At 57.8% G+C, this 22,998-nt stretch carries 19 protein-coding genes; 5 read left to right on the plus strand and 14 right to left on the minus strand.

From position 1 onward, the window contains the following. Positions 1–6: 6 nt before the first annotated feature. From ACSJLU_RS13115 to ACSJLU_RS13140, 6 genes are all read right to left on the minus strand, one after another. The gene (locus ACSJLU_RS13115) at positions 7–1,506 is read right to left on the minus strand and encodes a sugar ABC transporter ATP-binding protein (RefSeq protein ID WP_046898951.1); all 1,500 of its coding nucleotides are present in this window, start codon (positions 1,504–1,506) and stop codon (positions 7–9) included. 9 nt (positions 1,507–1,515) lie between these two features. Beyond that, on the minus strand, positions 1,516–2,133 hold the full coding sequence (locus tag ACSJLU_RS13120) for a DUF2291 family protein (protein ID WP_025303029.1): 618 nt from the start codon (positions 2,131–2,133) through the stop codon (positions 1,516–1,518). A gap of 64 nt (positions 2,134–2,197) precedes the next feature. Continuing rightward, positions 2,198–3,130, minus strand: a complete 933-nt coding sequence (locus ACSJLU_RS13125; protein ID WP_025303030.1) for a D-ribose ABC transporter substrate-binding protein — start codon at positions 3,128–3,130, stop codon at positions 2,198–2,200. Between the two features lie 63 nt (positions 3,131–3,193). Continuing rightward, complete coding sequence (locus ACSJLU_RS13130) at positions 3,194–3,994, minus strand: GolD/DthD family dehydrogenase (RefSeq protein ID WP_025303031.1); 801 nt, start codon at positions 3,992–3,994, stop codon at positions 3,194–3,196. Between the two features lie 9 nt (positions 3,995–4,003). Beyond that, positions 4,004–4,909, minus strand: coding sequence for a transketolase family protein (locus tag ACSJLU_RS13135; RefSeq protein WP_089195944.1), 906 nt, complete (start codon positions 4,907–4,909; stop codon positions 4,004–4,006). Between the two features lie 2 nt (positions 4,910–4,911). Beyond that, positions 4,912–5,715: a transketolase gene (locus tag ACSJLU_RS13140; protein WP_166730056.1), complete on the minus strand. Its 804-nt coding sequence runs from the start codon at positions 5,713–5,715 to the stop codon at positions 4,912–4,914. 404 nt (positions 5,716–6,119) lie between these two features. On the opposite strand from ACSJLU_RS13140, the gene ACSJLU_RS13145 reads away from it, so the two are divergent. Next, complete coding sequence (locus ACSJLU_RS13145; protein WP_025303034.1) at positions 6,120–6,914, plus strand: DeoR/GlpR family DNA-binding transcription regulator; 795 nt, start codon at positions 6,120–6,122, stop codon at positions 6,912–6,914. 22 nt (positions 6,915–6,936) lie between these two features. Here the strand turns inward: ACSJLU_RS13145 and pgpB are convergent, their stop codons facing one another. Further along, positions 6,937–7,698 (minus strand): phosphatidylglycerophosphatase B, encoded by a 762-nt coding sequence (gene pgpB, locus ACSJLU_RS13150; RefSeq protein ID WP_049295738.1) that lies wholly within the window; start codon positions 7,696–7,698, stop codon positions 6,937–6,939. A 279-nt stretch (positions 7,699–7,977) separates the two neighbouring features. Here pgpB and ribA point away from each other — a divergent pair, with 279 nt between their 5' ends. Next, positions 7,978–8,571 (plus strand): GTP cyclohydrolase II, encoded by a 594-nt coding sequence (ribA, locus tag ACSJLU_RS13155; RefSeq protein ID WP_025303036.1) that lies wholly within the window; start codon positions 7,978–7,980, stop codon positions 8,569–8,571. Between the two features lie 56 nt (positions 8,572–8,627). Here ribA and acnA read toward each other — a convergent pair whose 3' ends face one another. From acnA to topA, 5 genes are all read right to left on the minus strand, one after another. Next, complete coding sequence (gene acnA, locus ACSJLU_RS13160; RefSeq protein ID WP_049207441.1) at positions 8,628–11,300, minus strand: aconitate hydratase AcnA; 2,673 nt, start codon at positions 11,298–11,300, stop codon at positions 8,628–8,630. 218 nt (positions 11,301–11,518) lie between these two features. Further along, the gene (locus ACSJLU_RS13165) at positions 11,519–11,914 is read right to left on the minus strand and encodes a hypothetical protein (RefSeq protein WP_043142513.1); all 396 of its coding nucleotides are present in this window, start codon (positions 11,912–11,914) and stop codon (positions 11,519–11,521) included. 17 nt (positions 11,915–11,931) lie between these two features. Continuing rightward, positions 11,932–14,241, minus strand: coding sequence for a type VI secretion system Vgr family protein (locus tag ACSJLU_RS13170; RefSeq protein ID WP_342096328.1), 2,310 nt, complete (start codon positions 14,239–14,241; stop codon positions 11,932–11,934). Between the two features lie 333 nt (positions 14,242–14,574). Next, positions 14,575–15,549, minus strand: coding sequence for an HTH-type transcriptional regulator CysB (cysB, locus tag ACSJLU_RS13175; protein WP_004930690.1), 975 nt, complete (start codon positions 15,547–15,549; stop codon positions 14,575–14,577). 360 nt (positions 15,550–15,909) lie between these two features. Further along, positions 15,910–18,507, minus strand: a complete 2,598-nt coding sequence (gene topA / locus ACSJLU_RS13180) for a type I DNA topoisomerase (RefSeq protein ID WP_004930691.1) — start codon at positions 18,505–18,507, stop codon at positions 15,910–15,912. 427 nt (positions 18,508–18,934) lie between these two features. On the opposite strand from topA, the gene ACSJLU_RS13185 reads away from it, so the two are divergent. Further along, complete coding sequence (locus ACSJLU_RS13185) at positions 18,935–19,186, plus strand: YciN family protein (RefSeq protein ID WP_025303039.1); 252 nt, start codon at positions 18,935–18,937, stop codon at positions 19,184–19,186. 51 nt (positions 19,187–19,237) lie between these two features. Here ACSJLU_RS13185 and sohB read toward each other — a convergent pair whose 3' ends face one another. Then, on the minus strand, positions 19,238–20,284 hold the full coding sequence (gene sohB, locus ACSJLU_RS13190; RefSeq protein ID WP_004930703.1) for a protease SohB: 1,047 nt from the start codon (positions 20,282–20,284) through the stop codon (positions 19,238–19,240). Positions 20,285–20,643: 359 nt separating this feature from the next. Between sohB and ACSJLU_RS13195 the strand changes: the two genes are divergently transcribed. Further along, positions 20,644–21,405, plus strand: a complete 762-nt coding sequence (locus ACSJLU_RS13195) for a YciK family oxidoreductase (RefSeq protein WP_025303040.1) — start codon at positions 20,644–20,646, stop codon at positions 21,403–21,405. Positions 21,406–21,418: 13 nt separating this feature from the next. Beyond that, the gene (gene cobO / locus ACSJLU_RS13200) at positions 21,419–22,009 is read left to right on the plus strand and encodes a cob(I)yrinic acid a,c-diamide adenosyltransferase (protein ID WP_342096329.1); all 591 of its coding nucleotides are present in this window, start codon (positions 21,419–21,421) and stop codon (positions 22,007–22,009) included. Positions 22,010–22,047: 38 nt separating this feature from the next. Here the strand turns inward: cobO and rluB are convergent, their stop codons facing one another. Continuing rightward, on the minus strand, positions 22,048–22,953 hold the full coding sequence (rluB, locus tag ACSJLU_RS13205) for a 23S rRNA pseudouridine(2605) synthase RluB (protein ID WP_025303042.1): 906 nt from the start codon (positions 22,951–22,953) through the stop codon (positions 22,048–22,050). Positions 22,954–22,998: the final 45 nt, after the last annotated feature.

Consider the following 22,998-nt stretch of genomic DNA (forward strand, 5'->3'; position numbering starts at 1 on the left):
TTATCCTTATGCATGAGGGGTTGAGGCGCGGATCAGCGTTTCGCGATCGGCCCGTTCACGCGGCAGATCGGCCGTCAGCTGCCCGTCCGCCATCACCATCACCCGGTCGGCCAGTGAGACCACCTCATCCAGCTCCGATGAAGAGAACATCACCGCCAACCCCTGGCGCGCCATCGCGCCAATCAGGTGGTAAACGTCCGTTTTGGCACCGACGTCAATTCCGCGCGTCGGCTCATCAAGAAACACCACCTGCGGCCCGGTCAGCAGCGCCTTGCCCAACACCACTTTCTGCTGATTGCCGCCGCTCAGGCTGGTAATTGGCAGCTCCCGGTCACTGACCTTGATCGCCAGTTTTTCGATCATGCCATCGACCAACGTACACTCCCCGGCCGACGCCAACGGCCGTAGCGCATTACGTCCCAGGCTGGCCAGGGTCATGTTGGCCTTGATCGACATCATCTGCACCAACCCCTCCGCCTGCCTGTCTTCCGGCACCAGCGCCATGCCCAACGCCATGCGTTGACGGAATCCCAGCCGCTCCACGCTTTTGCCATTGAGCAAAATGCGACCTGCCGTCTGGCGCATCACGCCGTTGAGCACTTTGAACAGTTCGGTACGGCCGGCCCCCAGCAGGCCATAAATGCCGATCACTTCCCCTTTGCGCAGTGAAAAACTGACGTCGTTAAGGCAATAGCCGCCGTTTTCACGCGGCAGCGTCAGCTGTTCGACCTTCAACACTTCATCCCCTTGTTCTGCCGCGCAATAATCAAAGTGCTTGCTCTTTTCCCCCACCATCTTTTCGATGATCCACGGAATGCTGACGTTACTGACCGGTTCGGCGGCAACAAAACGCCCGTCGCGAAACACCGTGATGCGATCGCCAATCTCCATCAGCTCTTCCAGTCGGTGAGAAATGTAGATGATGGTGACGCCGCGTTTTTTCAGATCGGCGATCACCCGAAACAGCGTGCGCACTTCGGCCTGACTCAGCGCCGACGTCGGCTCATCCATGATCAGCACCCGGGTGTCCTTCGCCAGGGCACGGGCAATTTCAACCAGCTGCTGATGACCGATACCGAGGCTGCCCAACGGCGTATGCGGATCGATATCCAACTCCAGCCGCTGCAGCAAGGATTTGGCCAGCTGATACTGATAGTCCACATTGATACGGCCGCGCTGGAAGAACTCGTTGGCCATAAAAATGTTGTCCATGACCGACATGTTGGGGAACAGGTTCAGCTCCTGAAAAATAATGCTGATCCCGAGCCGCTCCGCCTGCTGCGTGGAGGTTAACGTCACCGCTTTCCCCTCCAGCTCGATAGTGCCGGAGGACGGGGTTTCCACCCCCGCCAGCAGCTTCATCATGGTCGACTTGCCGGCGCCATTCTCGCCGATCAGCACGTTGACCTGGTTGCGAAACACTTGATAACTCACGCTATCCAACGCGGTGACGCCCGGATAGAGACGCGAAACGTTGCGCGTTTGAATAATGATCGGATCGCTCATCACGCCCCCTTAAGGTTGAATGCGCACCGGCGTGATCAACAGCGGCTCGGCAGGTGCCTGCCAGCTGCTGAATACGCCATACACGGTAATGTGGTCACCCACCTTGGGCTGGGATCCGGTCAGTTCGTCGATCGAAGCCTGGTTAATCGCCCTGGCAAAATCGCCGAACAGCGCTTGATCATTGAAATCGCTGTAGCTCAGGCCGCGATAGCTGTCGCGTAACGCCGTACCGCGGTAGACCGGCCCGATCTGCACCTCCACGCTGCTGAGCGGCGCATCGGTCAGTGCGAGCGTTAATTTTCCGCTGCGCGAGCGGGTGTTGACCGCCGCGACTTCACCACTGACCTTGACGTTGAAGTAACAAGGAAACTCCGGTTGAGCACGGTACCCCAGCAGGCCGCAAGCGCTGTCAAAATCCTTGGCTTGGGCGATCCGGGCGATCAGCTCGCCCAGCGGCTGCGCCGTTTTGACCGTTTGCGGGGCGATTTTGCTGCGGTAAATCTCCGCTGCCTGCGCCACATGTGGATTCACCGGGGAGCGAAGCTCCGCCAGCTTTTTCTCCGAGACGATACGGCAACCGCTCAACGTCAGGACGACGATGACGGTCAACGCAATGCGCATCGACATAACAACACCTCCGATCGCACCCCGCCACCAGGACGGGGTGGTGAAAGACGCCGCTCAGCGCGGGTTACGGTTTGAAGTTGAAGTCACTGACCCGTTGCGCATTGTCTTTGCCGATCAGGATGCCGCGGAACATCACGCGTTCCTTGCCGGTATAGCTGCCGGATTGGAAATAACCGTCGAGGATTTCAACGCCCTGCGCAGCGATAGCCTGCGCCTGCAACATCACGCTGGCGTAGAGGTTGCCGTTAAGAATGGCGTCACGTTCATCGTTGCTGCCGTCGATGCCCACCACGGTGACATCCTGCCGGCCAGCGGCCTTCAGCGCCGCCACTGCGCCCAGCGCCACCGGGCCGTTGCCGCAGATCACGCCCTTGATGTCCGGATGCGCCTGCAAAATGCTGTCCATGATGCGTTTCCCCTCCAGCAGATTACCCTTGGCATCCTGACGCGCCACGCTGACCATCTCAGGATATTGGTCGATCACGTTGTGGAACGACTGCGAACGCGTAACGCAGTTATTGTCCGCCAGGTTGCAGGTCAGCTCGGCGTATTTGCCGGTTTCCCCCATTTTTTCCACAAACTGGTTGGCGACGTCCGAGCCGGCCTGGAAGTTGTTATGGGTGATCTGCGCCAACGCCACGCCATCAACCGGGATCTCGCGGTTGATCAGCACCACTGGAATGCCGGCGTTTTTCGCCTGCTGTACGGCGGCGACGCTGGCCTGGGAATCGGCGTTATCCAAAATGATGCCCTGAACCTTACGGCCGATAACCAGGCTGATGAGCTCTCCCTGGCGCTTAACGTCTTCGCCGTGCGACAGCACCAGCGTCTGATAGCCGAGAGACTTGGCTTTGGCCTCGGCCCCCTTGGCTTCCGCGGAGTAATAAGGGTTGTCCAATGAGTTGACGAGGATGGCGATCGTGCCCTTTTCCGCCGCCATGGCAGAGGTGAAGGCAAAACCGGTGAGCAGGGTAAGGTAAGTGGCTATTTTTCTCATGATGGTGTTCTCTTATCGTTGTGTTGAACATCGTCTGGTGTTGGCGATCGCTGCGGTTGCCGCTTACCAAATGGTAAAACCGCCGTCGATCATCAGGTCCGCGCCGGTAATCATGTCGCTGCCGTTGCTGGCAAAAAACAGGATCGCCGCCGCGATTTCATCGGTATAAGCAAAACGCCCCAGTGGGATCAGCTTTTTCATCGCCTCGCCCTTTTCGCCTCGCCAGGCTTTCTCTCCCATAGGCGTCAGCACCACGGTGGGCGATAACGTATTGACGGTGATGCCGTGCGGCGCCCACTCTTTGGCCATCACCTTGGTCATGCCTAGCAGCCCCGCCTTGGCGGAGGTGTAAGCACAGTGATCGTCAATGGCGATGGAAGCCGCCTGCGACGCGATGTTGATGATTTTCCCGCCGTGGCCGGCGGTTATCGCGCGGCGCGCCAGTTCTTGTGAGCACAGGAAAGGCCCGGTGAGATTGACCGCCAGATGGCGCTGCCACTCCTCGAGCGTGACTTCTGTCGCCGGCTGCAAATTAACGTAGCCGGCGCAGTTGACCAGGATATCGAGCCGGCCAAAGCGCCGCTCAGCCGCGTTGAAGGCGGCAGCCACCGAGTCGGGTTCGGTCACGTCGCACACCTGACAGAACACCTGTTCATCGCCCAACTCTCGCAGCGCTGCCGCGGCCTTGTCTTGTTCAAAGGCCGGATACATCAACACCAGGCGCGCGCCCTTTTCCAACAGCAGGCGATTGGCTGCCATCGCGATGCCGCCCAAACCGCCGGTGATTACCGCAACCTTCCCTGCCAGCGACATCCGGCTATCGACACCGTAGCGTAAATTAACGTCATATTCGTTCCGCTCCATCGCATCCCCCTATTGCGTTAACTGTGCATGCAATCCTGCCGCATCGATGGCGTATTGCCGCCGCAGCGCCGCCCGGCTGCTGCTGTGGGTAAATTCGTAAGCCGGCACGCCCAGCGCGGTAAACGGCCGCGGCAGCTGATGCCGCAGCAACAATTCACCGATGATGGTGCCTAAACCACCGCTGAGCGCATGTTCCTCCATGGTCAGCACCCGGCGGTGCGAGCGCATTAGCGCCACTACCGCCGCCTCATTGAGTGGCCAGAGCGAAGGGAGAGAGACAATGGTCGGGTTATCGCCCAATGCCAGCACCTTCATCGCCTCATGAGCCACCGTGCCCAAACAGAACACCAGGTTATCTTCCCCCTGGTGCAACACCTCCGGCTCTCCCGGACGGAATTGGTAATCCGCGTTCAACACCGGCAACTTGTCGCTGTCCATACGGATATAGGCTGGGCCGGGTTGTGCGATAACATAACGGACAATCTCTGCCGCTTGCCGCGCATCCGCAGGCGCATAGACGCAGAGATTGCCCAGCGTGCGGGCAATGGCGATATCGTTCATGCAATGGTGCGTCGCCCCCAGCGGCCCATAGCCGAATCCGGCATTCAGGCCGAGCATTTTCACGTTGGTCTCCGTGTAGCAAACATCGTTTTTCATCTGTTCGTTAGAACGAGCGAAAAGGAAAGGTGCCGCGTTGGCGGTAAAGACCGTGCGGCCGCTGAGCGCCATGCCGGCGGCCATGCCTACCATGTTCTGCTCGGCGATACCGACGTTCACCACCCGCTCCGGATAAGCCTGCTCAAAGGGCGCGATTTTCGACGTGGACGTGGAATCCGCCACCATCACGCTCAGATCCGCACCCGCCCGTTGCTGTTCGATCAACGCCGTTACCACCGCATCGCGTAAATCCTGCATGTTTACCCCTCCAGTTCCGCCAGCGCCTGCGCCAGCTGTTGTTCGTCCGGTACCGCGTGATGCCAGGCGGCAACGTTAGCCATAAACGACACGCCGTGCCCCTTTTCGGTATTGGCCAAAATCACTCGCGGCTTGTCCTGGCTCGGGCGTTGGATCGCCGCCACCAGCGCCGCCGGATCGTGGCCGTCACATTCCAGAGTTTCAAAGCCGAAAGCGCGCCATTTTTCCGCCAACGGTTCCAGCGGCATGATGGCCTCTGTCTTTCCCGCCAGTTGCAGCCGGTTGCGATCGACGATGGCAATCAGGTTATCCAGCTTAAATTTGCTGGCCGCCATCGCCGCCTCCCAATTGGAACCCTCTGCCAGTTCGCCGTCGCCCAGCAACACGAAAGCGCGGCGATGCGCACGCCCCGCCAGCTTGTTGCCCAGCGCCAGCCCCACGGCGATCGGCAGCCCATGCCCCAAACCGCCAGAGTTAATCTCCACCAGCTCCGGCAGCTTCTGCCGCACCGGATGCCCGGCCAACAAGGTGTCGTCGCCCATGAACTGATCGAGCACCGCAGGATCCAGCAAGCCCATCGCCGCGCAACTGCAGTAGAAACCGCCGGCGCCATGCCCTTTAGACAAAATGAACCGATCCTGATCGGGCCGGGCATTGCTGCGATCCATCACCGCCATATACAAGGTGCAGATGATGTCGATCTCCGACAGATCGGCGCCGGTATGGCCCTTGCCTGCCTTATGGTTCATGGTCACCACATATCGGCGCGCCTGGCGTGCCGTGTTTTTAATCGTCTGAAAGTCCATCGTCACCTCTGCATAAGCGCCCTGATTATCGTTATCGCATCGAAATTGATCCGTTAACTCGCCATTGATTTTCGAATGGAAATCATATGCAGCAAAAACGATAATTAATGTGGGCAAGATCAAATTTCAAGCAAAAGCGCTTATCAGACAATCAGAGAATCAGAGAATCAGAGAATCAAAAAAAACCAATAAATAACAATAATATAAAGTAAAATCACCGAATTTGATTTAGTTTTTACCGTTGATTTCATTGGACTCCATTGATTTTCGAACAAAAACCAATGCAGTTTATCCGTGGCTTTATCAATAATCGCGAGCTAAAATTCAGCGCATCAATAAGGAGTTGCCGTAGCAAACCGCGTGGCGGGAACTGACAGGTACTGATAGGTGCAGGAGTCTTTCGATTGAAAAGCAAAAGCGAACAGCTGGCGGAAATGCAGCAACGGCGCGAAAAGATCCTCGACATGATCCGCGAAGACGGCTCGGCGACGGTCAAAATGCTTACCGATACCTTCAAGCTGACCGAGGCGACCATTCGTACCGATCTGCGCGTCCTGCAGCAGCAAGGCTATGTGCAGCGCTTCCACGGTGGTGCAACCCTGGTTGATGGCAAGCAAAATACTCATGCCATGCTGCTGGAACGCCAGGTTAACCTGACCGCCAAAGATCGCATCGGCAAGCTCGCCGCCGGTTTTATCGAGCCCGGCGACACCATCATTCTTGATTCGGGCACCACCACCACGGCTATCGCCAATCACCTGAATCACATAAAGAAACTGTCCGTTATCACCACCGGCGTCAATATTGCACTGCAGCTGGGCGGCGAACCGGGTGTGAATATTTTGCTGACCGGGGGCTCATTCAAATTCCCCACGCTCTCCACCTCCGGGGACAAAGCCGCCAGCTTCTTCGAAAACGTGCTGGCGCAAAAGCTGTTCCTCGCGACGGCCTGCATCTCGCCCCGCCACGGGCTCAGTTTCCCAAGCGAAACCGACATCAAACTGAAAATGGCGATGATCAATGCAGCCAACACGGTGTATGTGGTGGCCGACTCAAGCAAGATCGATAAGGTTTCAATGTTTGCGCTGCCTTGTGACTGGCAGCATATCGACTATTTGATTACCGACAACGGAATTGGCGATTCCGCACTGCAGGCATTTGAAAAGGTAGGCGTTAAGGTCTTGGTGGCAGGCGCCTGAACGGCGCCTGTGAAAGAAGTGATTATTCCGGCTTGCGCGCCGCGATTTCCTGCTGCTCTTGCGGCGGCGGCGTCAGCGGACCGAACCAACGCTGCGCCAGCCAGCAGGTGATCACCACCAGCAACCAACTGATCAACGTGGCCATTGCCAGATCGCGCGGCCAGTGCATACCCAGTAGCAGACGGCTGCCCATCACACCCGTTGCCCACACCATCAGCAGCGCGACAGTTTTATAATGGCGGCGCGGCCACAGCAGCCCTACGCCCAACAGTGCCCAGGTGGCGGCGAACATCGTATGCCCCGACGGGAAAGCGAAGCCGGTTTCAAACTGCCAGTGCTTGCGCAGCCAGTTCGGCACCAGCGTCTGGTCTTGCAACTGCTCGCGCACCAGCGCGCTGCGCTCTTTGCGGTGCAGCGAATAGAAATATTTTCCGTCCACACCGTGGGTTTGCTCGAGCCATACCACAAACGGTCGCGGTTCTTGCACCCGATCCTTGATCAACGATTTGACCCCCTGCCCAATCACCAACGCGGCTGAAAGCAGGATTGCCAGACCGATGGCCGCCTTCAACCGAAAGCGCAGGCACCACAAAAACCAGCCGCAAAGGATAGCGCTGGTCAGAATACCCCACGGCGAGGTCACGGTTTCGGTCACCCAGTACAGCGCTTTGAGCAGCCGATCATTGCCGCCAGGCTGCCAGTGCCAGCCGGATGCCCATACTATCAGCGGCATCAACAGCAGCAGCAACGCGCCGCCCGCCGTGCGTTTTGCTATCTCATACATTCCCGTTTTCCTCTGCGTGAATCAGGCTGCAGTGTAACAAGAGTGCAATATTGATAACACGCGAAAAATTAAACAGATAGGCAACCTATCGCAATAATAGGTGGCCAGAAAACGCCATCTGCTGGTTTGCTGAGCACCGCCCGGCAAGAAGTTGTGGCAAAATAGCCGATAATTAACGAAATAGAGATCGGCGTAGCACGTTTTAGTCTTGGTCAATTCACTGAACCGGACTTAGGATGCGCGACAATGATTGAATCGTAGGTTTTTGTGGAGAATGACATGCAGCTTAAACGGGTGGCAGAGGCTAAACTGCCGACACCTTGGGGCGATTTCCTGATGGTAGGATTCGAAGAACTGGCGACCGGGCATGACCATCTGGCACTGGTATTCGGTGATATTTCCGGCGAAGTGCCGGTACTCGCACGCGTGCATTCCGAATGTCTGACCGGTGACGCCTTATTCAGCCTGCGCTGCGACTGCGGTTTTCAACTCGAAGCCGCACTGGAACAGATCGCCGAAGAAGGCCGCGGCATCCTGCTTTATCATCGCCAGGAGGGCCGCAATATCGGCCTGTTGAACAAGATCCGCGCCTACGCCCTGCAGGATAAGGGCGCAGACACCGTGGAAGCTAACCATCAGCTCGGCTTCGCCGCCGACGAGCGCGACTTCACCCTGTGCGCCGATATGTTCAAACTGCTGGGCGTCGACGCGGTGCGTTTGCTGACCAACAACCCGAAAAAGGTCGAGATCCTGACCGAAGCCGGTATCAATATCAGCGAGCGCGTGCCGCTGATCGTCGGCCGCAATCCGAAGAACGAACGCTATCTGGCCACCAAGGCCGCCAAAATGGGCCATTTGCTCGACCAGAAGTGATCGCTACCGCGGTGGAAACAATCAGGGCGCCTCGCGGCGCCCTTTTTATTGCTTAATTACAGCATTTTCCTGATCACATAGTGCAGGATACCGTCGTTTTCGTAGTAGGTCAGCTCATTGCCGGTATCGATGCGGCAACGGGTGTCGACCACTTCCTTGCGCCCGTCGGCATAGGTGATATGCACCGGCACCGTCTGGCCCGGCTGCAGCTGTTGCAGGCCGCCAACGCTGATCTGCTCATCCCCGGTCAGCCCCAGGGTTTTGCGCGTCACCCCTTGCGGGAACTCCAGCGGCAAAATCCCCATGCCAATCAGGTTTGAGCGGTGAATGCGCTCGAAGGATTCGGCTATCACCACCCGCACGCCCAGCAGGCGCGGCCCCTTCGCCGCCCAGTCGCGACTGGAGCCGGAACCGTACTCTTTACCGGCGATCACCGCCAGCGGCACTTTCTCCTGCTGGTACTGCATGGCGGCGTCGTAGATAGACAGCTGCTGTTGCGACGGAATATGGCGGGTATAGCCGCCTTCGACGCCCGGCACCATTTCGTTGCGAATGCGGATGTTGGCGAAGGTGCCGCGCATCATCACTTCGTGGTTGCCGCGGCGTGAACCGTAGGAGTTAAAATCCTGCGGCGCCACGCCGTGCTCGCTCAGATAACGCCCCGCCGGGCTGTCGCGCTTGATGTTACCCGCCGGCGAGATGTGGTCGGTGGTCACCGAGTCGGCCAGAATCGCCAGAATGCGCGCGTCCTTGATGTCCTGCACCGGATCCGGCTTCACCTTCATGGTGCTGAAGAACGGAGGATGGCGGATATAGGTAGAATCCTCCTGCCATTGATAGGTCGCCGAACCGGTCACCTGGATCGCCTGCCAGTTGGCGTCGCCGTCGAACACTTCACCATATTCCTTGTGGAACATCTCGGTGCGCACTTCTTCCACCGCCTGAGCGATGTCCTGGCTGCTCGGCCAGATGTCCTTTAAATAGACCGGCTGACCGTCATTACCCTCGCCCAGCGGCTCTTTGGTCAGATCGATCTTCATGCTGCCCGCCAGCGCATAAGCCACTACCAGCGGCGGCGAGGCCAGCCAGTTGGTTTTCACCAGCGGGTGGATGCGCCCTTCGAAGTTACGGTTGCCCGACAGCACCGCGCCCACGGTCAGATCGCCCTCTTTGATCGCCTGCTCGATGGGATCCGGCAGCGGCCCGGAGTTGCCGATACAGGTGGTACAGCCATATCCCACCAGGTTGAACCCCAGCTCTTCCAGATAGGCGGTGAGTTTGGCACTGTCAAAGTAGTCGGTCACCACTTTGGAACCCGGCGCCAGCGAGGTTTTTACCCAGGGTTTGCTGCGTAGCCCTTTCTTGACGGCGTTTTTCGCCAGCAGGCCGGCCGCCATCATGACGCTCGGGTTGGAGGTGTTGGTGCAGGAGGTGATCGCCGCAATCACTACCGCGCCGTCGCGCAGTTCGTGCTGCTGCCCGTCCAGCGTAAAGGTTTTGCTGTCTGTCTTGGCCTTGTGGCCGCCGATATCCAGCTCGGTCGCGGCCGTGAACGCCTGCGGCACATTCGGCAGCGCGACGCGGTCCTGCGGGCGCTTTGGCCCGGCGAGGCTGGCTTCCACGGTTGACATGTCCAGCGCCAGTGAGCTGGTGAAGACCGGTTCATCACCCGGGTTGCGCCACATGCCCTGCGCTTTGGCGTAGGCTTCCACCAGCGCGATTTGTTCGGCGCTGCGGCCGCTGAGCTTCATATAGCCGAGCGTAACGTCATCCACCGGGAAGAAACCGCAGGTGGCGCCGAACTCCGGCGACATATTGGCGATGGTTGCCCGGTCCGCCAGCGGCAGATCGGCCAGCCCATCGCCGTAAAACTCGACGAACTTGCCGACCACGCCATGCTTACGCAGCATTTGAGTCACCGTCAGCACCAGGTCAGTGGCGGTAATGCCCTCGCGGAGCTTGCCGGTCAGCTTGAAGCCGACCACGTCCGGGATCAGCATCGACACCGGCTGGCCCAGCATCGCCGCTTCCGCTTCGATGCCGCCGACGCCCCAGCCGAGAATGCCCAGGCCGTTGATCATGGTGGTGTGGGAATCGGTGCCCACCAGCGTATCCGGATAAGCCACGCGGCGGCCGCTTTCGTCGCTGTGCCAGACCGTTTGGCCGAGGTATTCGAGGTTGACCTGGTGACAGATGCCGGTGCCCGGCGGCACCACGCGGAAGCGGTTGAAGGCTTTCTGCCCCCAGCGCAGGAAGGTGTAGCGCTCGTGGTTGCGCTGCATTTCGATACGCACGTTGTCTTCGAAGGCGTTATCGTCGCCAAATTCATCGACGGTAACCGAGTGGTCAATCACCAGATCCACCGGCGACAGCGGATTCACCTGGTCGACGTTGCCGCCCAGTCGCCGTACCGCTTCGCGCATCGCGGCCAGATCCACCACCGCCGGAACGCCGGTAAAATCCTGCATCAGCACGCGCGCCGGACGATAGGCGATCTCACGGTCAGCATGGCCGGTTTGCAGCCAGGCGACGATGGCCTTGAGGTCGTCAACCTGCACGGTATCGCCATCCACATGGCGCAGCAGGTTCTCCAACAGCACTTTCATTGATTTCGGCAACCGATCGATATCACCCAGCTGCTTCGCCGCCAGCGGCAGACTGTAGTAGTAATATTCGCTATTCAGCGCAACCAGCTTATCCAGACTTGTTTCACGAAGATCGGACGACATAGCTCCTCCATTTCTTATTGTGACTAAAACAGGGTAATCAGTGAGGTCTTGTTTAAAGATACCACAAAGATAAGTTAACGTTTTGATAACAACACGATTTGATCACAACGATAGGCGGGAACAATCAGCGGGAAGGAAGTGCGAGCCCAGCCAAGGGGTTAGGCAATACGCCAACAAAAACGCCGCAACGATGCGGCGCTTTGGCAGGGAAAGGTTAGCTACAACAGCTCAGCGGGGAAATCCATCTCCACAACCGCCAGCTGATTCTTACGCCCCTTCTTTACCTTGATGTCCATCCCTTTGCGCAGTAGATGCATCTGGCCTGGTTGAACCAGGGCCTTGGCAGTGTGGAGTCGGGTGTCGCCCGGGAGATAAAAATCAACGTCAAAGAAAAAGTCATTGCCATATCGAGTGTTGGTTTGCCGACAGGATTCGAGGTGTGAGGCGATAATTTCACCTTGCCAGCTGTCCTTGTTGAGATAGTTTTTAACTGCAGACATCTCGGTCGAGTTACCGCCGTTATTTTTAAAAATACAGTAAAAGAAAATGCCCATCACGACAGGGGTGGCGATCCCCGCATACAGGAAGTATTTCGACATATCAGCCAGAGACATAAGCGTGCTGCTCCATTTTATGTAATTATAAACAATGAGTTATTCGTTACATTCAGCGTTCTGTTGCTGATATTGGTCACCTCGACATTCACCACCACCCCGTTCGTTTCCGTTTTGAACGCCGTCTTTGAAAACTCTTTCAGCTTATAAGAATTGGATAGCCCCGTCAGGCCGTTGGACACGCCAACGATGCTGCTGGCTATCGCCGATGCCGATACGCTATTACCGGTAATGCTTTCGCTGAAGGCGGTCACGGTCAGGCTGTGCAGCTTGGGATTGAACACGGACTCCGGCGCTTCAAGGCTGATCTTTTCGCCGCTGACAATCTTGATCTGATGCGGGCTGTAAATCGTAATGGTTCCCGCGTTGACGTTTTGCGTCCAGTCGCCGCTATTGATATTGGTGGTAACGCCGTCTTTGATCGTTTCGTTGACGCCGCCCTTGATCTCGCGGGTAACGCCCCCGGTGATGTCCTCTTTATGGCCGCCGGCGCCGATCGTAACGTCCCGCCCTTTATCCAGGGTCTCGGTCAGTTTGCCGGTGACATGGTGGCTTTCATTCCCGTCGATATCGCTGGTGCGGTCGCCTTTGATCGTTACCTTGTCGCCGCCGTCCTTAATGTCGAACGTCCGCCCCGCCTTGATCTCCGTAGCGACACCGCCATTAAAATAGCCGGTTTCTTTTTTATCCACCGTGGTGGTACGCTGGCTCTTGTAATGGAAGGTGGCATTGCCCGTCACTTCGTCTTGCTGTTGCTTGAGGATAGTTGTCGTCCGGTTACCGTCAATATTGACCTGCTGGTCATTTTCCACCGAAACCTTCATATCCTTTTCGGAGTGCAGTTCCACGGCCTCGCTGCCCACCTTATCTTCGAAAAACAGATAGCTGGCGTTATCCCGGCTTCCGTCCTTACTGCGAGTCATAAAGCCCATTTGCGTAGCCGCCGCCGGCAACACCCACGGCGGCATGCTCGCTTCATTGTAGACGCGCCCGGTGACAATCGGCCGATCCGGATCGCCATTGATAAAGTCCACCACCACTTCATCGCCGACGCGCGGTATCTGTACCGAACCGAACCCTTGCCCCGCCCAGGCACTCGAGACCCTCACCCAGCACGAACTGGTATCATCCCCTTTGGCGCGGCGATCCCAGTGAAACTTCACTTTTATCCGGCCGTATTTGTCCGTCCAGATATTCTCGCCGACGGGCCCCACCACCTTGGCCGTTTGCGGGCCATAGGTGCGCGGCCACGGCGTCACCGTCAGCGGACGAAAGACGGTAGCGGCCGGGATAACCGTAAAGTCGATGCGATGAACCGTCTCTCCTTCTTCGCCGCTGGCGTAGCGGTTCTCGGAGAACGTATAATCGGCGGCCGTCGTCAGGTATTCGCCGTTATCGCTGAAAAACGGGGCGTTGATCAGGGTAAAGGTATAACCCGGCGCTATTCCAATCGCCGTTGCTGTGCCGTGTACCTGCTGATGTTCCACCTGCCAGCGTTCCTGGCGCACGCGCGCGTAGAACTCTCCATCGGCGTGTTCGACATAGCGGCCCGGCCAATCGTAGACATCGATGCTGCCCGGCATCGGCGAGGCCGGGTTTTGACGAGCCTGGAACAGCCAGGCGTTCGGTTTGCGAAAGTCATAGTCGTCCAAACCGTAAATGCCCGGCGTTACGCTGTCTTCCGGTGCCCATTGGCCGATGCCCTGCTCGAGGGTGCTGCCGCCAGACGGAGTCTGATGGTAAGGAATCGTCTCGTAGCCGCTAAACGGCTGATACTGCCCTGCCGCATCCGTCAGCACCAGCGTGTGGCGGCCCGCCTCATGGCGAAAATGGTAAACAATACCCTCCAGCTCCATGAGGCGGCTGATAAAATCGAGACTGCTCTCCTGATACTGAACACAGTAATCCCACACCCGATAGCGACCGGTGAGTTTATCCTCTACGTTCACCTGATATTCGCTGAGCAAAGCATGCACCGTTTGCGGCACCGTCTGCCCCTGGAAGATGCGCAGATTGCGATCCCGCTTCATCGGCCATAGATCCGATTCCACCGTCAGCGTATACACAGCATAACGCGTGCCACTTAACTCGACGGCACTGACGGCAACGCGGGTCACTTTCCCATTGATATGGCGATCCGCAGACAGCAGCCCCGTCGGTAGATTCACCGTGACCGGTTGCCCCAACAGCTCGCTGCGATTAATGCGGGCATCCCGGCCCAGCAAGGTCAGCGTAAGCGCAAACGGCTCGGACAAGGCCTCACGGCCCGCCAGCTTCCAAAAAAGCAGGCCCTCAACGGGCAATTGGACAGAGATACGGCTGGTCATGAGATAAGCGGCTCCGCTGGTAATTGGTTAGCATTACTTTAACTTCCGAGAGAAAAAAAACTCTTTGCCAGAACAAAAACACTTTGTTTTCAGATGATTCCTAACAAGGAAGACATAAGCTGTCTTAAGGCAGAATGGGCGTTATTCAGAAACTTAGTGGAAATGACAGAGGGAGTCGGTCTGACGTTAAAGCGCCATTACGCGTTCCCCCAACCAAGATTGGATTAGCGCAGCTTGCGAATGGGGTGTGTTATGGCGCAGGGTTTTACGCATAAAAAACCCGGAGAGGCGCAGGCCTGTCCGGGTGTTGTTTGATGTCGTCAACGCTGGCGGCTATTTAATCGGCAGCTTGATGTCCTTGAACATCGCTTCAATCTCTTCGTTGGAACGCAACGCCACCGCGCTGTCGACCACGTCGCGCGTCAGGTGCGGCGCGAAGCGCTGAATAAAGTCGTACATGTAGCTGCGCAGGAAGGTGCTGCGGCGGAAGCCGATCTTGGTGGTGCTGTAGGTGAAGATATCGCGCGCATCCACCGTCACCAGATCCGGATCCTGCACTGGATCCACCGCCATGCTGGCGATCACCCCCACCCCCAGTCCCAGACGCACATAGGTTTTGATCACGTCGGCGTCGGTGGCGGTAAAGACGATGCGCGGCGTCAGGCCGGCGCGGTTGAAGGCGGTGTCCAGCTCCGAGCGGCCGGTAAAGCCGAAGGTGTAAGTGACGATCGGGTAAGCCGCCAGTTCTTCAATGCTGATGCTGCTTTTCCCCGCCAAAGGATGATCGGGCTTCACCACCACCGCACGGTTCCAGTGGTAGCACGGCAGCATGATGAGATCGTCGTACAGGTGCAGCGCTTCGGTGGCGATGGCGAAATCGGCGGTGCCCTTGGAGACCGCTTCGGCGATCTGCGTCGGCGACCCCTGGTGCATGTGCAGCGAGACGCGCGGGTAACGCTCGATAAAGCCCTTAATCACGTTGGGCAAGGCGTAGCGAGCCTGCGTATGCGTGGTGGCGACGTACAGCGAGCCTTTGTCCGGGTAGGTGTGTTCACCGGCAACGGCTTTGATGGCGTCCACTTTGGACAATACTTCACGCGCGATGCGAATGATTTCCTGGCCGGCGGGGGTGACCTGGGTCAGGTGCTTGCCGCTACGGGCGAAAATCTGGATGCCCAGCTCATCTTCGAGCATGCGCACCTGTTTACTGATGCCGGGTTGCGAGGTATAGAGCCCTTCTGCCGTCGAGGAGACATTCAGGTTGTGGTTAACCACTTCCACAATGTAACGAAGCTGCTGCAATTTCATATCTTATACCATCCTAGGTTAAACACTGCGGCTTACCCGCAGCCAGGTATATCGGTGTCGCCCCGGTATGCTGAAACTCACAAGCCATAAACACCGTGTTCTACCCTGATGGTGAAGAAAGCGCCGTTGTTAATAAGCTTTAATAATAAAAAAACTTTTTATATAACCACTATACCACGTTGCAGCTTCAAGTATAGATCCGCGTCACACTATGATAACGATTATTTTGCATTGGTATCAACGTGAAACGGCGGTGTCGGAGGGATAAAAACAGCAAAGGATAGATCCGTTTGCCCCTTTTCACCAATAAAAAACCAGCCGCCAGGGCTGGTTTCTCATCTTGCAGGCAGGACATCAGCCTTACTTCTTGCCTTCAACCCACTTGCCGTCCACGTAGAACGCAGACCAACCGGTCGCCTTGCCGTCTTTTTCAGAAGAGACGTACTGCTGCTTGGTTTTACGGCTGAAACGCACCAGCGTTTTATTGCCTTCGGCATCCGCGACCGGCGCATCGGCCAGATAACGCAGTTTCTCCGGCAGACGATCCTTGAAGCGAGCCAGCTCTTCCACCAGCGGCGCACGGGTTTCGCGCGATTTAGGGAAGGTATTGGCCGCCAGGAACACGCCGGCAGCGCCGTCACGCAGCACGAAATAGGCGTCGGACTTCTCGCACGGCAGCTCTGGCAACGGTACCGGATCTTCCTTCGGCGGCGCGACATCGCCGTTACGCAGGATCTTACGGGTGTTTTTGCAGTTCTCGTTGGTGCAGCCCATGTACTTGCCGAAGCGCCCCATTTTCAGGTGCATTTCCGAGCCGCATTTGTCGCACTCCACCACCGGGCCGTCATAGCCTTTCAGACGGAACTCGCCCTCTTCGATCTCATAACCGTCACACGCCGGGTTGTTACCGCAGACGTGCAGCTTACGCTGGTTGTCGATCAGATAGCTGTCCATCGCCGTACCGCATTTCTGGCAGCGGCGGCGTGCGCGCAGCGCGTTGGTTTCCGCGTCGTCGCCTTCGAGGATGTTGAGCACTTCCGCTTCAGGCACCAGGTTGATGGTGGTTTTGCAACGCTCCTTCGGCGGCAGCGCGTAGCCGGAACAGCCGAGGAACACACCGGTGCTGGCGGTACGGATGCCCATCTTGCGGCCGCAGGTCGGGCAGTCAATACTGGTCATCACCATCTGGTTAGGCCGCATGCCGCCTTCTTCCGGATCCTTCTCCGCCGTTTCCAGCTGCTCGCTGAAGTCGACGAAGAATTCGTCCAACACCGCTTTCCACTCGGCCTGGTTGTTGGCGACCTCATCAAGGCCGTCTTCCATACGCGCGGTGAAGTCATAGTTCATCAGCTCGCGGAAGTTCTCTTCCAGGCGATCGGTGACGATCTCGCCCATTTTCTCGGCATAGAAGCGGCGGCTTTCCACCCGCACATAACCGCGATCCTGAATGGTCGAGATGATGGAGGCGTAGGTGGACGGACGGCCGATACCGCGTTTTTCCAGCTCTTTCACCAGTGAGGCTTCGCTGTAGCGCGCCGGCGGCTTGGTGAAGTGCTGGCTTGGGATCAGTTTCTGCAGATCAAGTTCGCTGCCGATTTCGACGTATGGCAGAGTGCGATCTTCATCGCCCTTGCGCAGCGCCGGCATCACCTTGGTCCAGCCGTCAAAGCGCAGCGTACGGCCCTTGGCGCGCAGTTGATAATCGCCGGCTTTCACCGTCAGCGTGGTGGAATCGTATTGCGCCGGTGTCATCTGGCAGGCAACGAACTGGCGCCAGATCAGCTGATACAGCTTCTGCGCGTCCGCCTCCATGTCTTTCAACTGCTCGGCGAGCACGTTCACGTCCGAAGGACGGATCGCTTCGTGCGCTTCCTGCGAATTCTCTTTGCTGCTGTACTGATTCGGCGCCTTCGGCAGGTATTTGTCGCCGAAGTTGTCGCCGATGTAGCCACGCACCATGTTGAGCGCATCCTGGCTCAGGTTGGTGGAATCGGTACGCATATAGGTGATGTGGCCGGCTTCATACAGCCGTTGCGCCATCATCATGGTTTTCTTCACGCCGAAGCTCAGGCGAGTGCTGGCGGCCTGTTGCAGCGTGGAGGTAATGAAAGGCGCGCCCGGCTTGCTGCTGGTCGGTTTATCTTCGCGATCCAGCACCGTATAACGGGCTTTTTCCAGCAGCTTGACCGCGGCGTGAGTCTGCTCGCGGTTGACCGGCTTGAACGGTTTGTCGTGCGCATGGGTCACTTCCATCTGCAGCGCGGTTTCACCCTTCGCCAGCAGATCGGCATGCAGCTCCCAATACTCTTCCGGCACGAACGCCTTGATGTCTCGTTCGCGCTCAACCACCAGACGCACCGCCACCGACTGCACGCGGCCGGCGGACAGGCCGCGGGCGATTTTCTTCCACAGCAGCGGCGAGACCATATAGCCCACCACGCGGTCCATAAACCGGCGTGCCTGCTGCGCGTTGACGCGGTCAATGTTCAGCTCGCCCGGCTGTTTGAACGCCTGTTGGATTGCGTTTTTGGTGATTTCGTTAAACACCACGCGGCTAAAGCGTTTGTCATCCCCACCGATCACTTCCCGCAGGTGCCAGGCGATGGCTTCCCCTTCGCGGTCAAGGTCGGTTGCGAGATAAATGTGGTCGGCGTTTTCCGCCAACGATTTTAACTCGGCGACCACTTTTTCTTTACCCGGCAGGATTTCATAATGCGCTTTCCAGCCGTGGTAAGGGTCGACGCCCATGCGATTTACCAGCGCCGCCTTCTCATCTTTTTTAACTTTTTTCTTGGCTTTGTCTTCGGTTGAGTCAGCGCTCTTTTTGCTGGCTGAGCCACTGGTCGGCAAATCACGGATATGACCGACGCTGGACTTCACCACGTAGTCACTTCCTAAATATTTATTAATAGTTTTGGCTTTTGCCGGGGACTCAACTATTACGAGAGCTTTACCCATATTTACCTTTACCTAATTTATTTCTTCTAAAAAGAAGTCTTTTATCTCGCCGTGCCGCGGCAATTCGTGTCTCTTTTTTTATATTGCGGCAGTCTGGCAAGAGATCAACAGATTTTTTTCTTTTGGTTGCCCAATTGCTCAACCTGAACGCAAGTTGTTGATCCTGCCTGCTATTCACCCATGCCCCAGAAGTATGGCTGTGTGAGTTTTATTCATGGCGTAAACAAAACCTTCCACCCGACGCCGCAAAATCCCACACTGTACCTGATAAAAAGCGTCACGCAACCTAATTAGCACGGAAAGGCAGATTTCGCCAACCGGCGGCCGCCCATGGCCATCCAGACGGCAAATAAACCTTAGTCGGTTTGCGGATAAAAGCGAACCGGCGTTAGAATATGCGCAGCGTTTTTTGTTTGGAGTCTAATAAATGCACAAGAATACTGCACCTATCGGCCGCGAGGCCCTACTGGCGGAAGCAAATAACATCATCCGCCAACACGAAGATTATCTGCACGGCATGCTCGCCACCGACGTTGAACAAAAAAGCGGCGTTTTAGTTTTTCGCGGCGAATACTTTTTGGATGCCGACGGATTGCCCACCGCCAAAACCACCGCGGTATTTAATATGTTTAAACATTTGGCCCATCTGCTTTCGGAAAAATACCACCTGGTCGATTGAGTAAAGAAAACGGGGGCACCTGGCCCCCGTTGATTCCTGCTCTCATCGCCGTTACAACAACGGCTTTTCCCCACGCTGCCACCAGCGCAACAGTAAACGATCGACGCTTTCCGCCGCGCTGCCGGTGAAGCGATCCATCAGGCGTTTGCGGCGCGTGTAGCGCACGGCGATCACTTCGTGGTTATCCAACTCGGCGATCAGCAAATCGTCGCTGGTGCCGATGGCGTCGATCAGCCCCTTTTCTTTGGCCTGAGAACCGAACCAGTGCTCACCGGTGGCGACGCTATCGATATCCAGCGACGGGCGCTGCTCATGCACGAAGCGCTTGAACAGTTCGTGGGTTTCGTTCAGATCTTCGCGAAACTTCTCGCGCCCTTGCTCGGTGTTTTCACCGAACAGCGTCAGCGTGCGTTTGAACTGCCCGGCGGTGTGCAGCTCCACGTCGATGTCATTCTTTTTCAGCAGGCGGTGGAAGTTCGGGATCTGCGCCACCACGCCGATGGAACCGATGATGGCGAACGGTGCCGCCACGATGCGATCCGCGACGCAGGCCATCATGTAGCCGCCGCTGGCCGCCACTTTATCCACCGCTACCGTCAGGCGAATGCCGCCCTTGCGCAGGCGCTCCAACTGCGAGGCCGCCAGGCCATAGCCATGCACCACCCCGCCAGGGCTTTCCAGGCGCAGCAGGACTTCATCCTGCGCCGACGCCACCGCCAGCACCGCCGAGATCTCTTCACGCAACGACGTCACCTCGTGCGCGTCCATGCTGCCTTTGAAATCCAGCACATACAGGCACGGCTTGGCCACTTCCACCGCGCCGGACTTGGCGCGCTGCTTCTTCAATTTGTCATCAGATTTGGTCTGCTTCTTGAACTGTTTCAGCCAGACCTTCTGCTCGGCGGCATCCATGCGCGCCAGGCGCATATCGCGCTGCATCTCGCGATACTGTTCGCCGAGGTCGGTCAGCTGCAACTCCCCTTTTTGGCGGCTCTTGCGTTGCCCCAGGCTGACCGCCAATATGGCCAACGCGGCGATGGCGAGCACCACCGTGGCGACCTTGGCCAGAAACAGGCCATAAACAGATATAAACTCCACAGATTCCGCCTTTATTTACAGGTTGTTAGTATACTTCTTTCCATTCTAGCCAACCGCAGCGGCTGCTGTCGCGGCTAAATGAAAATTCATTGCGCACGGAGCATCACTATGGGGACGATTTACGGTCGAACCAAGCCGCCGCTGCCGCGCTTTTGTTACAAAAGAATGCCATTTCAGCCTGCTACGCATTGAAAATGCCCGCGGATTAAGGCATATAACACCCATTATTCATCAATACGATGAGACGGATTCGCTGCGCGGCCCGCAGACGGTCGAGCCTTTGCTCCCGCCCCGGCCGCGCGTTTCACCCTTGCTCCCCGATATTCGCGGGAGAACAGCCACCCAGGCGAGGATGTATCGTGCATTACCAACCCAAACAAGACCTGCTCGAACAACGTATCATTTTAGTTACCGGCGCCGGTGACGGCATCGGCCGTGAAGCGGCGCTGACCTACGCGCGCTTCGGTGCCCAACTGGTGCTGCTGGGCCGTACCGAGAGCAAACTGCTGGCGGTACAACAAGAAATTGCGGCCCAGGGCGGCGCCCCGGCCTTGGTGGTGACGCTGGACTTGCTGCACGCCACTCAGGAGCAATGCCGGCAGATAGCCGACGATCTGGCTAGCCAGATCCCCCGCCTTGACGGCGTGCTGCACAACGCCGGCCTGCTCGGCGACATCGCGCCGATGGCCGAGCTGTCGATGACCATGTGGCAAGAGGTGATGCAGGTTAACGTCAACGCCACCTTTATGCTGACCCAGGCACTGTTGCCACTGCTGCTGAAATCCCACGCCGGTTCGCTGGTGTTCACCAGCTCCAGCGTCGGGCGTACCGGCCGCGCAGACTGGGGGGCCTATGCGGTGTCGAAGTTCGCCACCGAGGGCATGATGCAGGTATTGGCCGACGAGTACAAAACTCGCAATTTGCGGGTGAACTGCATCAATCCGGGTGGCACCCGCACCAAAATGCGCGCATCCGCCTTCCCACACGAAGACAAGAACAAACTGAAGACCCCCGCCGATATTATGCCGTTGTACCTGTATCTGATGGGCGAGGACAGCCGCCGCAAAACTGGCATGAGCTTCGACGCGCAGCCGAACCGTAAACCCGGCGCGGCCGAATAATAAGGAGCGTTTCATGGCGGAAGATCGTCATCAACAGCGCCAGCAGCGCCTGAAAGAACAGGTCGATGCGCGCATCGCCGCGGCGCAGGATACCCGCGGCCTGCTGCTGGTGTTTACCGGTAACGGCAAGGGTAAAACCACCGCCGCCTTCGGCACCGTCACCCGGGCGGTTGGCCACGGCATGCGCGCCGGGGTGATCCAGTTCATCAAGGGCGAATGGCCCAATGGCGAAAAGAATCTGCTACAGCAACACGGCGTTGAATTTCAGGTAATGGCCACCGGTTTCACCTGGGAGACGCAGAACAAGGCCGGCGACACCGCCGCCTGCCAGGCGGTGTGGCAGCACGGTAAACGCATGCTGGCCGACAGCAGCCTGGACCTGGTGCTGCTGGACGAAGTGACCTACATGCTGACCTACGGCTATCTGGAACCGGACGAGTTGAAGGAAGCGCTCCTACGGCGCCCTGTGCACCAAACGGTGATCCTGACCGGGCGCGGTTGCCATCGCGATCTATTGGAACTGGCTGATACGGTCACGGAGATGCGACCGGTGAAACACGCGTTCGACGCAGGCGTGAAGGCGCAACAAGGGATCGATTGGTAACAAAAAGTTCTGGCCCCGAACGGGGCCAGAATGAGGGATTAGCTGCGTTTGCTTGGCTTGCCCGGTTTACCCGGCTTGCTGCCTGGTGCACTGCGGCGGCCGCTGCCGGCTACCTGCGAGTGGCGCTTGACCGCACGGCGGATCTGGTTAGCCTTCACGCGGCGGCGCTCACGCTCCACCGGCATTTTGCTGACCGTTTCCGGCTTCAGTTCCACCAGCTCGCGCAGGTAGTTGATCGCCGGCAGATCCAGTTCCGCCCAGCCGCCGCGCGGCAGGCCTTTCGGCAGATCGATGTCGCCGTAGCGCACGCGGATCAGGCGGCTCACCTGCACGCCCACCGCTTCCCACAGGCGACGCACTTCACGGTTGCGGCCTTCGGTCAGGGTCACGTTGTACCACTGGTTGAGGCCTTCACCGCCCTGGAAGCTGATAGTGCGGAAGGCGGCCGGGCCGTCTTCCAATTGCACGCCCTTGCTCAGCTGCTTCACTTTCGCATCGTCAACCTGGCCGAACACGCGTACCGCGTACTCACGTTCCACTTCACGGCTTGGATGCATCAGACGGTTGGCCAGTTCGCCATCGGTGGTGAACAGCAGCAGACCGGAGGTGTTGACGTCCAGTCGCCCTACCGCCACCCAGCGTGAACCGCGCAGCTTCGGCAAGCGATCGAACACCGTCGGGCGGCCTTCAGGATCGCTGCGGGTACACAGCTCGCCTTCCGGTTTGTAGTAAGCCAGCACCCGGCAAACCACCTCTTCGGATTCTTTGATCGACAGGACATGGCCATCCAGACGAATTTTCATCGCCGGGGTCACTTCAACGCGGTCGCCCAGCTTGGCGACCTTGCCGTCGACGCTGACGCGCCCGGCTTCAATCATGGTTTCGATTTCACGACGCGAGCCATGCCCGGCGCGCGCTAATACTTTCTGTAACTTTTCGCTCATTGAGCAACCTCTAATGTCGCCTTCACAGGCGTCGGGGGGATACCG

The organism is Serratia bockelmannii, assembly GCF_051803255.1.
In the GTDB taxonomy this organism is placed as follows: domain Bacteria; phylum Pseudomonadota; class Gammaproteobacteria; order Enterobacterales; family Enterobacteriaceae; genus Serratia; species Serratia bockelmannii.

Coding starts and splice junctions, on each gene's coding strand:
- ACSJLU_RS13115 (WP_046898951.1), bottom strand. CDS start 1,506: ATGAGCGATCCGATCATTATTCAAACGCGCAACGTTTCGCGTCTCTAT.
- ACSJLU_RS13120 (WP_025303029.1), bottom strand. CDS start 2,133: ATGTCGATGCGCATTGCGTTGACCGTCATCGTCGTCCTGACGTTGAGC.
- ACSJLU_RS13125 (WP_025303030.1), bottom strand. CDS start 3,130: ATGAGAAAAATAGCCACTTACCTTACCCTGCTCACCGGTTTTGCCTTC.
- ACSJLU_RS13130 (WP_025303031.1), bottom strand. CDS start 3,994: ATGGAGCGGAACGAATATGACGTTAATTTACGCTACGGTGTCGATAGC.
- ACSJLU_RS13135 (WP_089195944.1), bottom strand. CDS start 4,909: ATGCAGGATTTACGCGATGCGGTGGTAACGGCGTTGATCGAACAGCAA.
- ACSJLU_RS13140 (WP_166730056.1), bottom strand. CDS start 5,715: ATGGACTTTCAGACGATTAAAAACACGGCACGCCAGGCGCGCCGATAT.
- pgpB (WP_049295738.1), bottom strand. CDS start 7,698: ATGTATGAGATAGCAAAACGCACGGCGGGCGGCGCGTTGCTGCTGCTG.
- ribA (WP_025303036.1), top strand. CDS start 7,978: ATGCAGCTTAAACGGGTGGCAGAGGCTAAACTGCCGACACCTTGGGGC.
- acnA (WP_049207441.1), bottom strand. CDS start 11,300: ATGTCGTCCGATCTTCGTGAAACAAGTCTGGATAAGCTGGTTGCGCTG.
- ACSJLU_RS13165 (WP_043142513.1), bottom strand. CDS start 11,914: ATGTCTCTGGCTGATATGTCGAAATACTTCCTGTATGCGGGGATCGCC.
- ACSJLU_RS13170 (WP_342096328.1), bottom strand. CDS start 14,241: ATGACCAGCCGTATCTCTGTCCAATTGCCCGTTGAGGGCCTGCTTTTT.
- cysB (WP_004930690.1), bottom strand. CDS start 15,549: ATGAAATTGCAGCAGCTTCGTTACATTGTGGAAGTGGTTAACCACAAC.
- topA (WP_004930691.1), bottom strand. CDS start 18,507: ATGGGTAAAGCTCTCGTAATAGTTGAGTCCCCGGCAAAAGCCAAAACT.
- ACSJLU_RS13185 (WP_025303039.1), top strand. CDS start 18,935: ATGCACAAGAATACTGCACCTATCGGCCGCGAGGCCCTACTGGCGGAA.
- cobO (WP_342096329.1), top strand. CDS start 21,419: ATGGCGGAAGATCGTCATCAACAGCGCCAGCAGCGCCTGAAAGAACAG.
- rluB (WP_025303042.1), bottom strand. CDS start 22,953: ATGAGCGAAAAGTTACAGAAAGTATTAGCGCGCGCCGGGCATGGCTCG.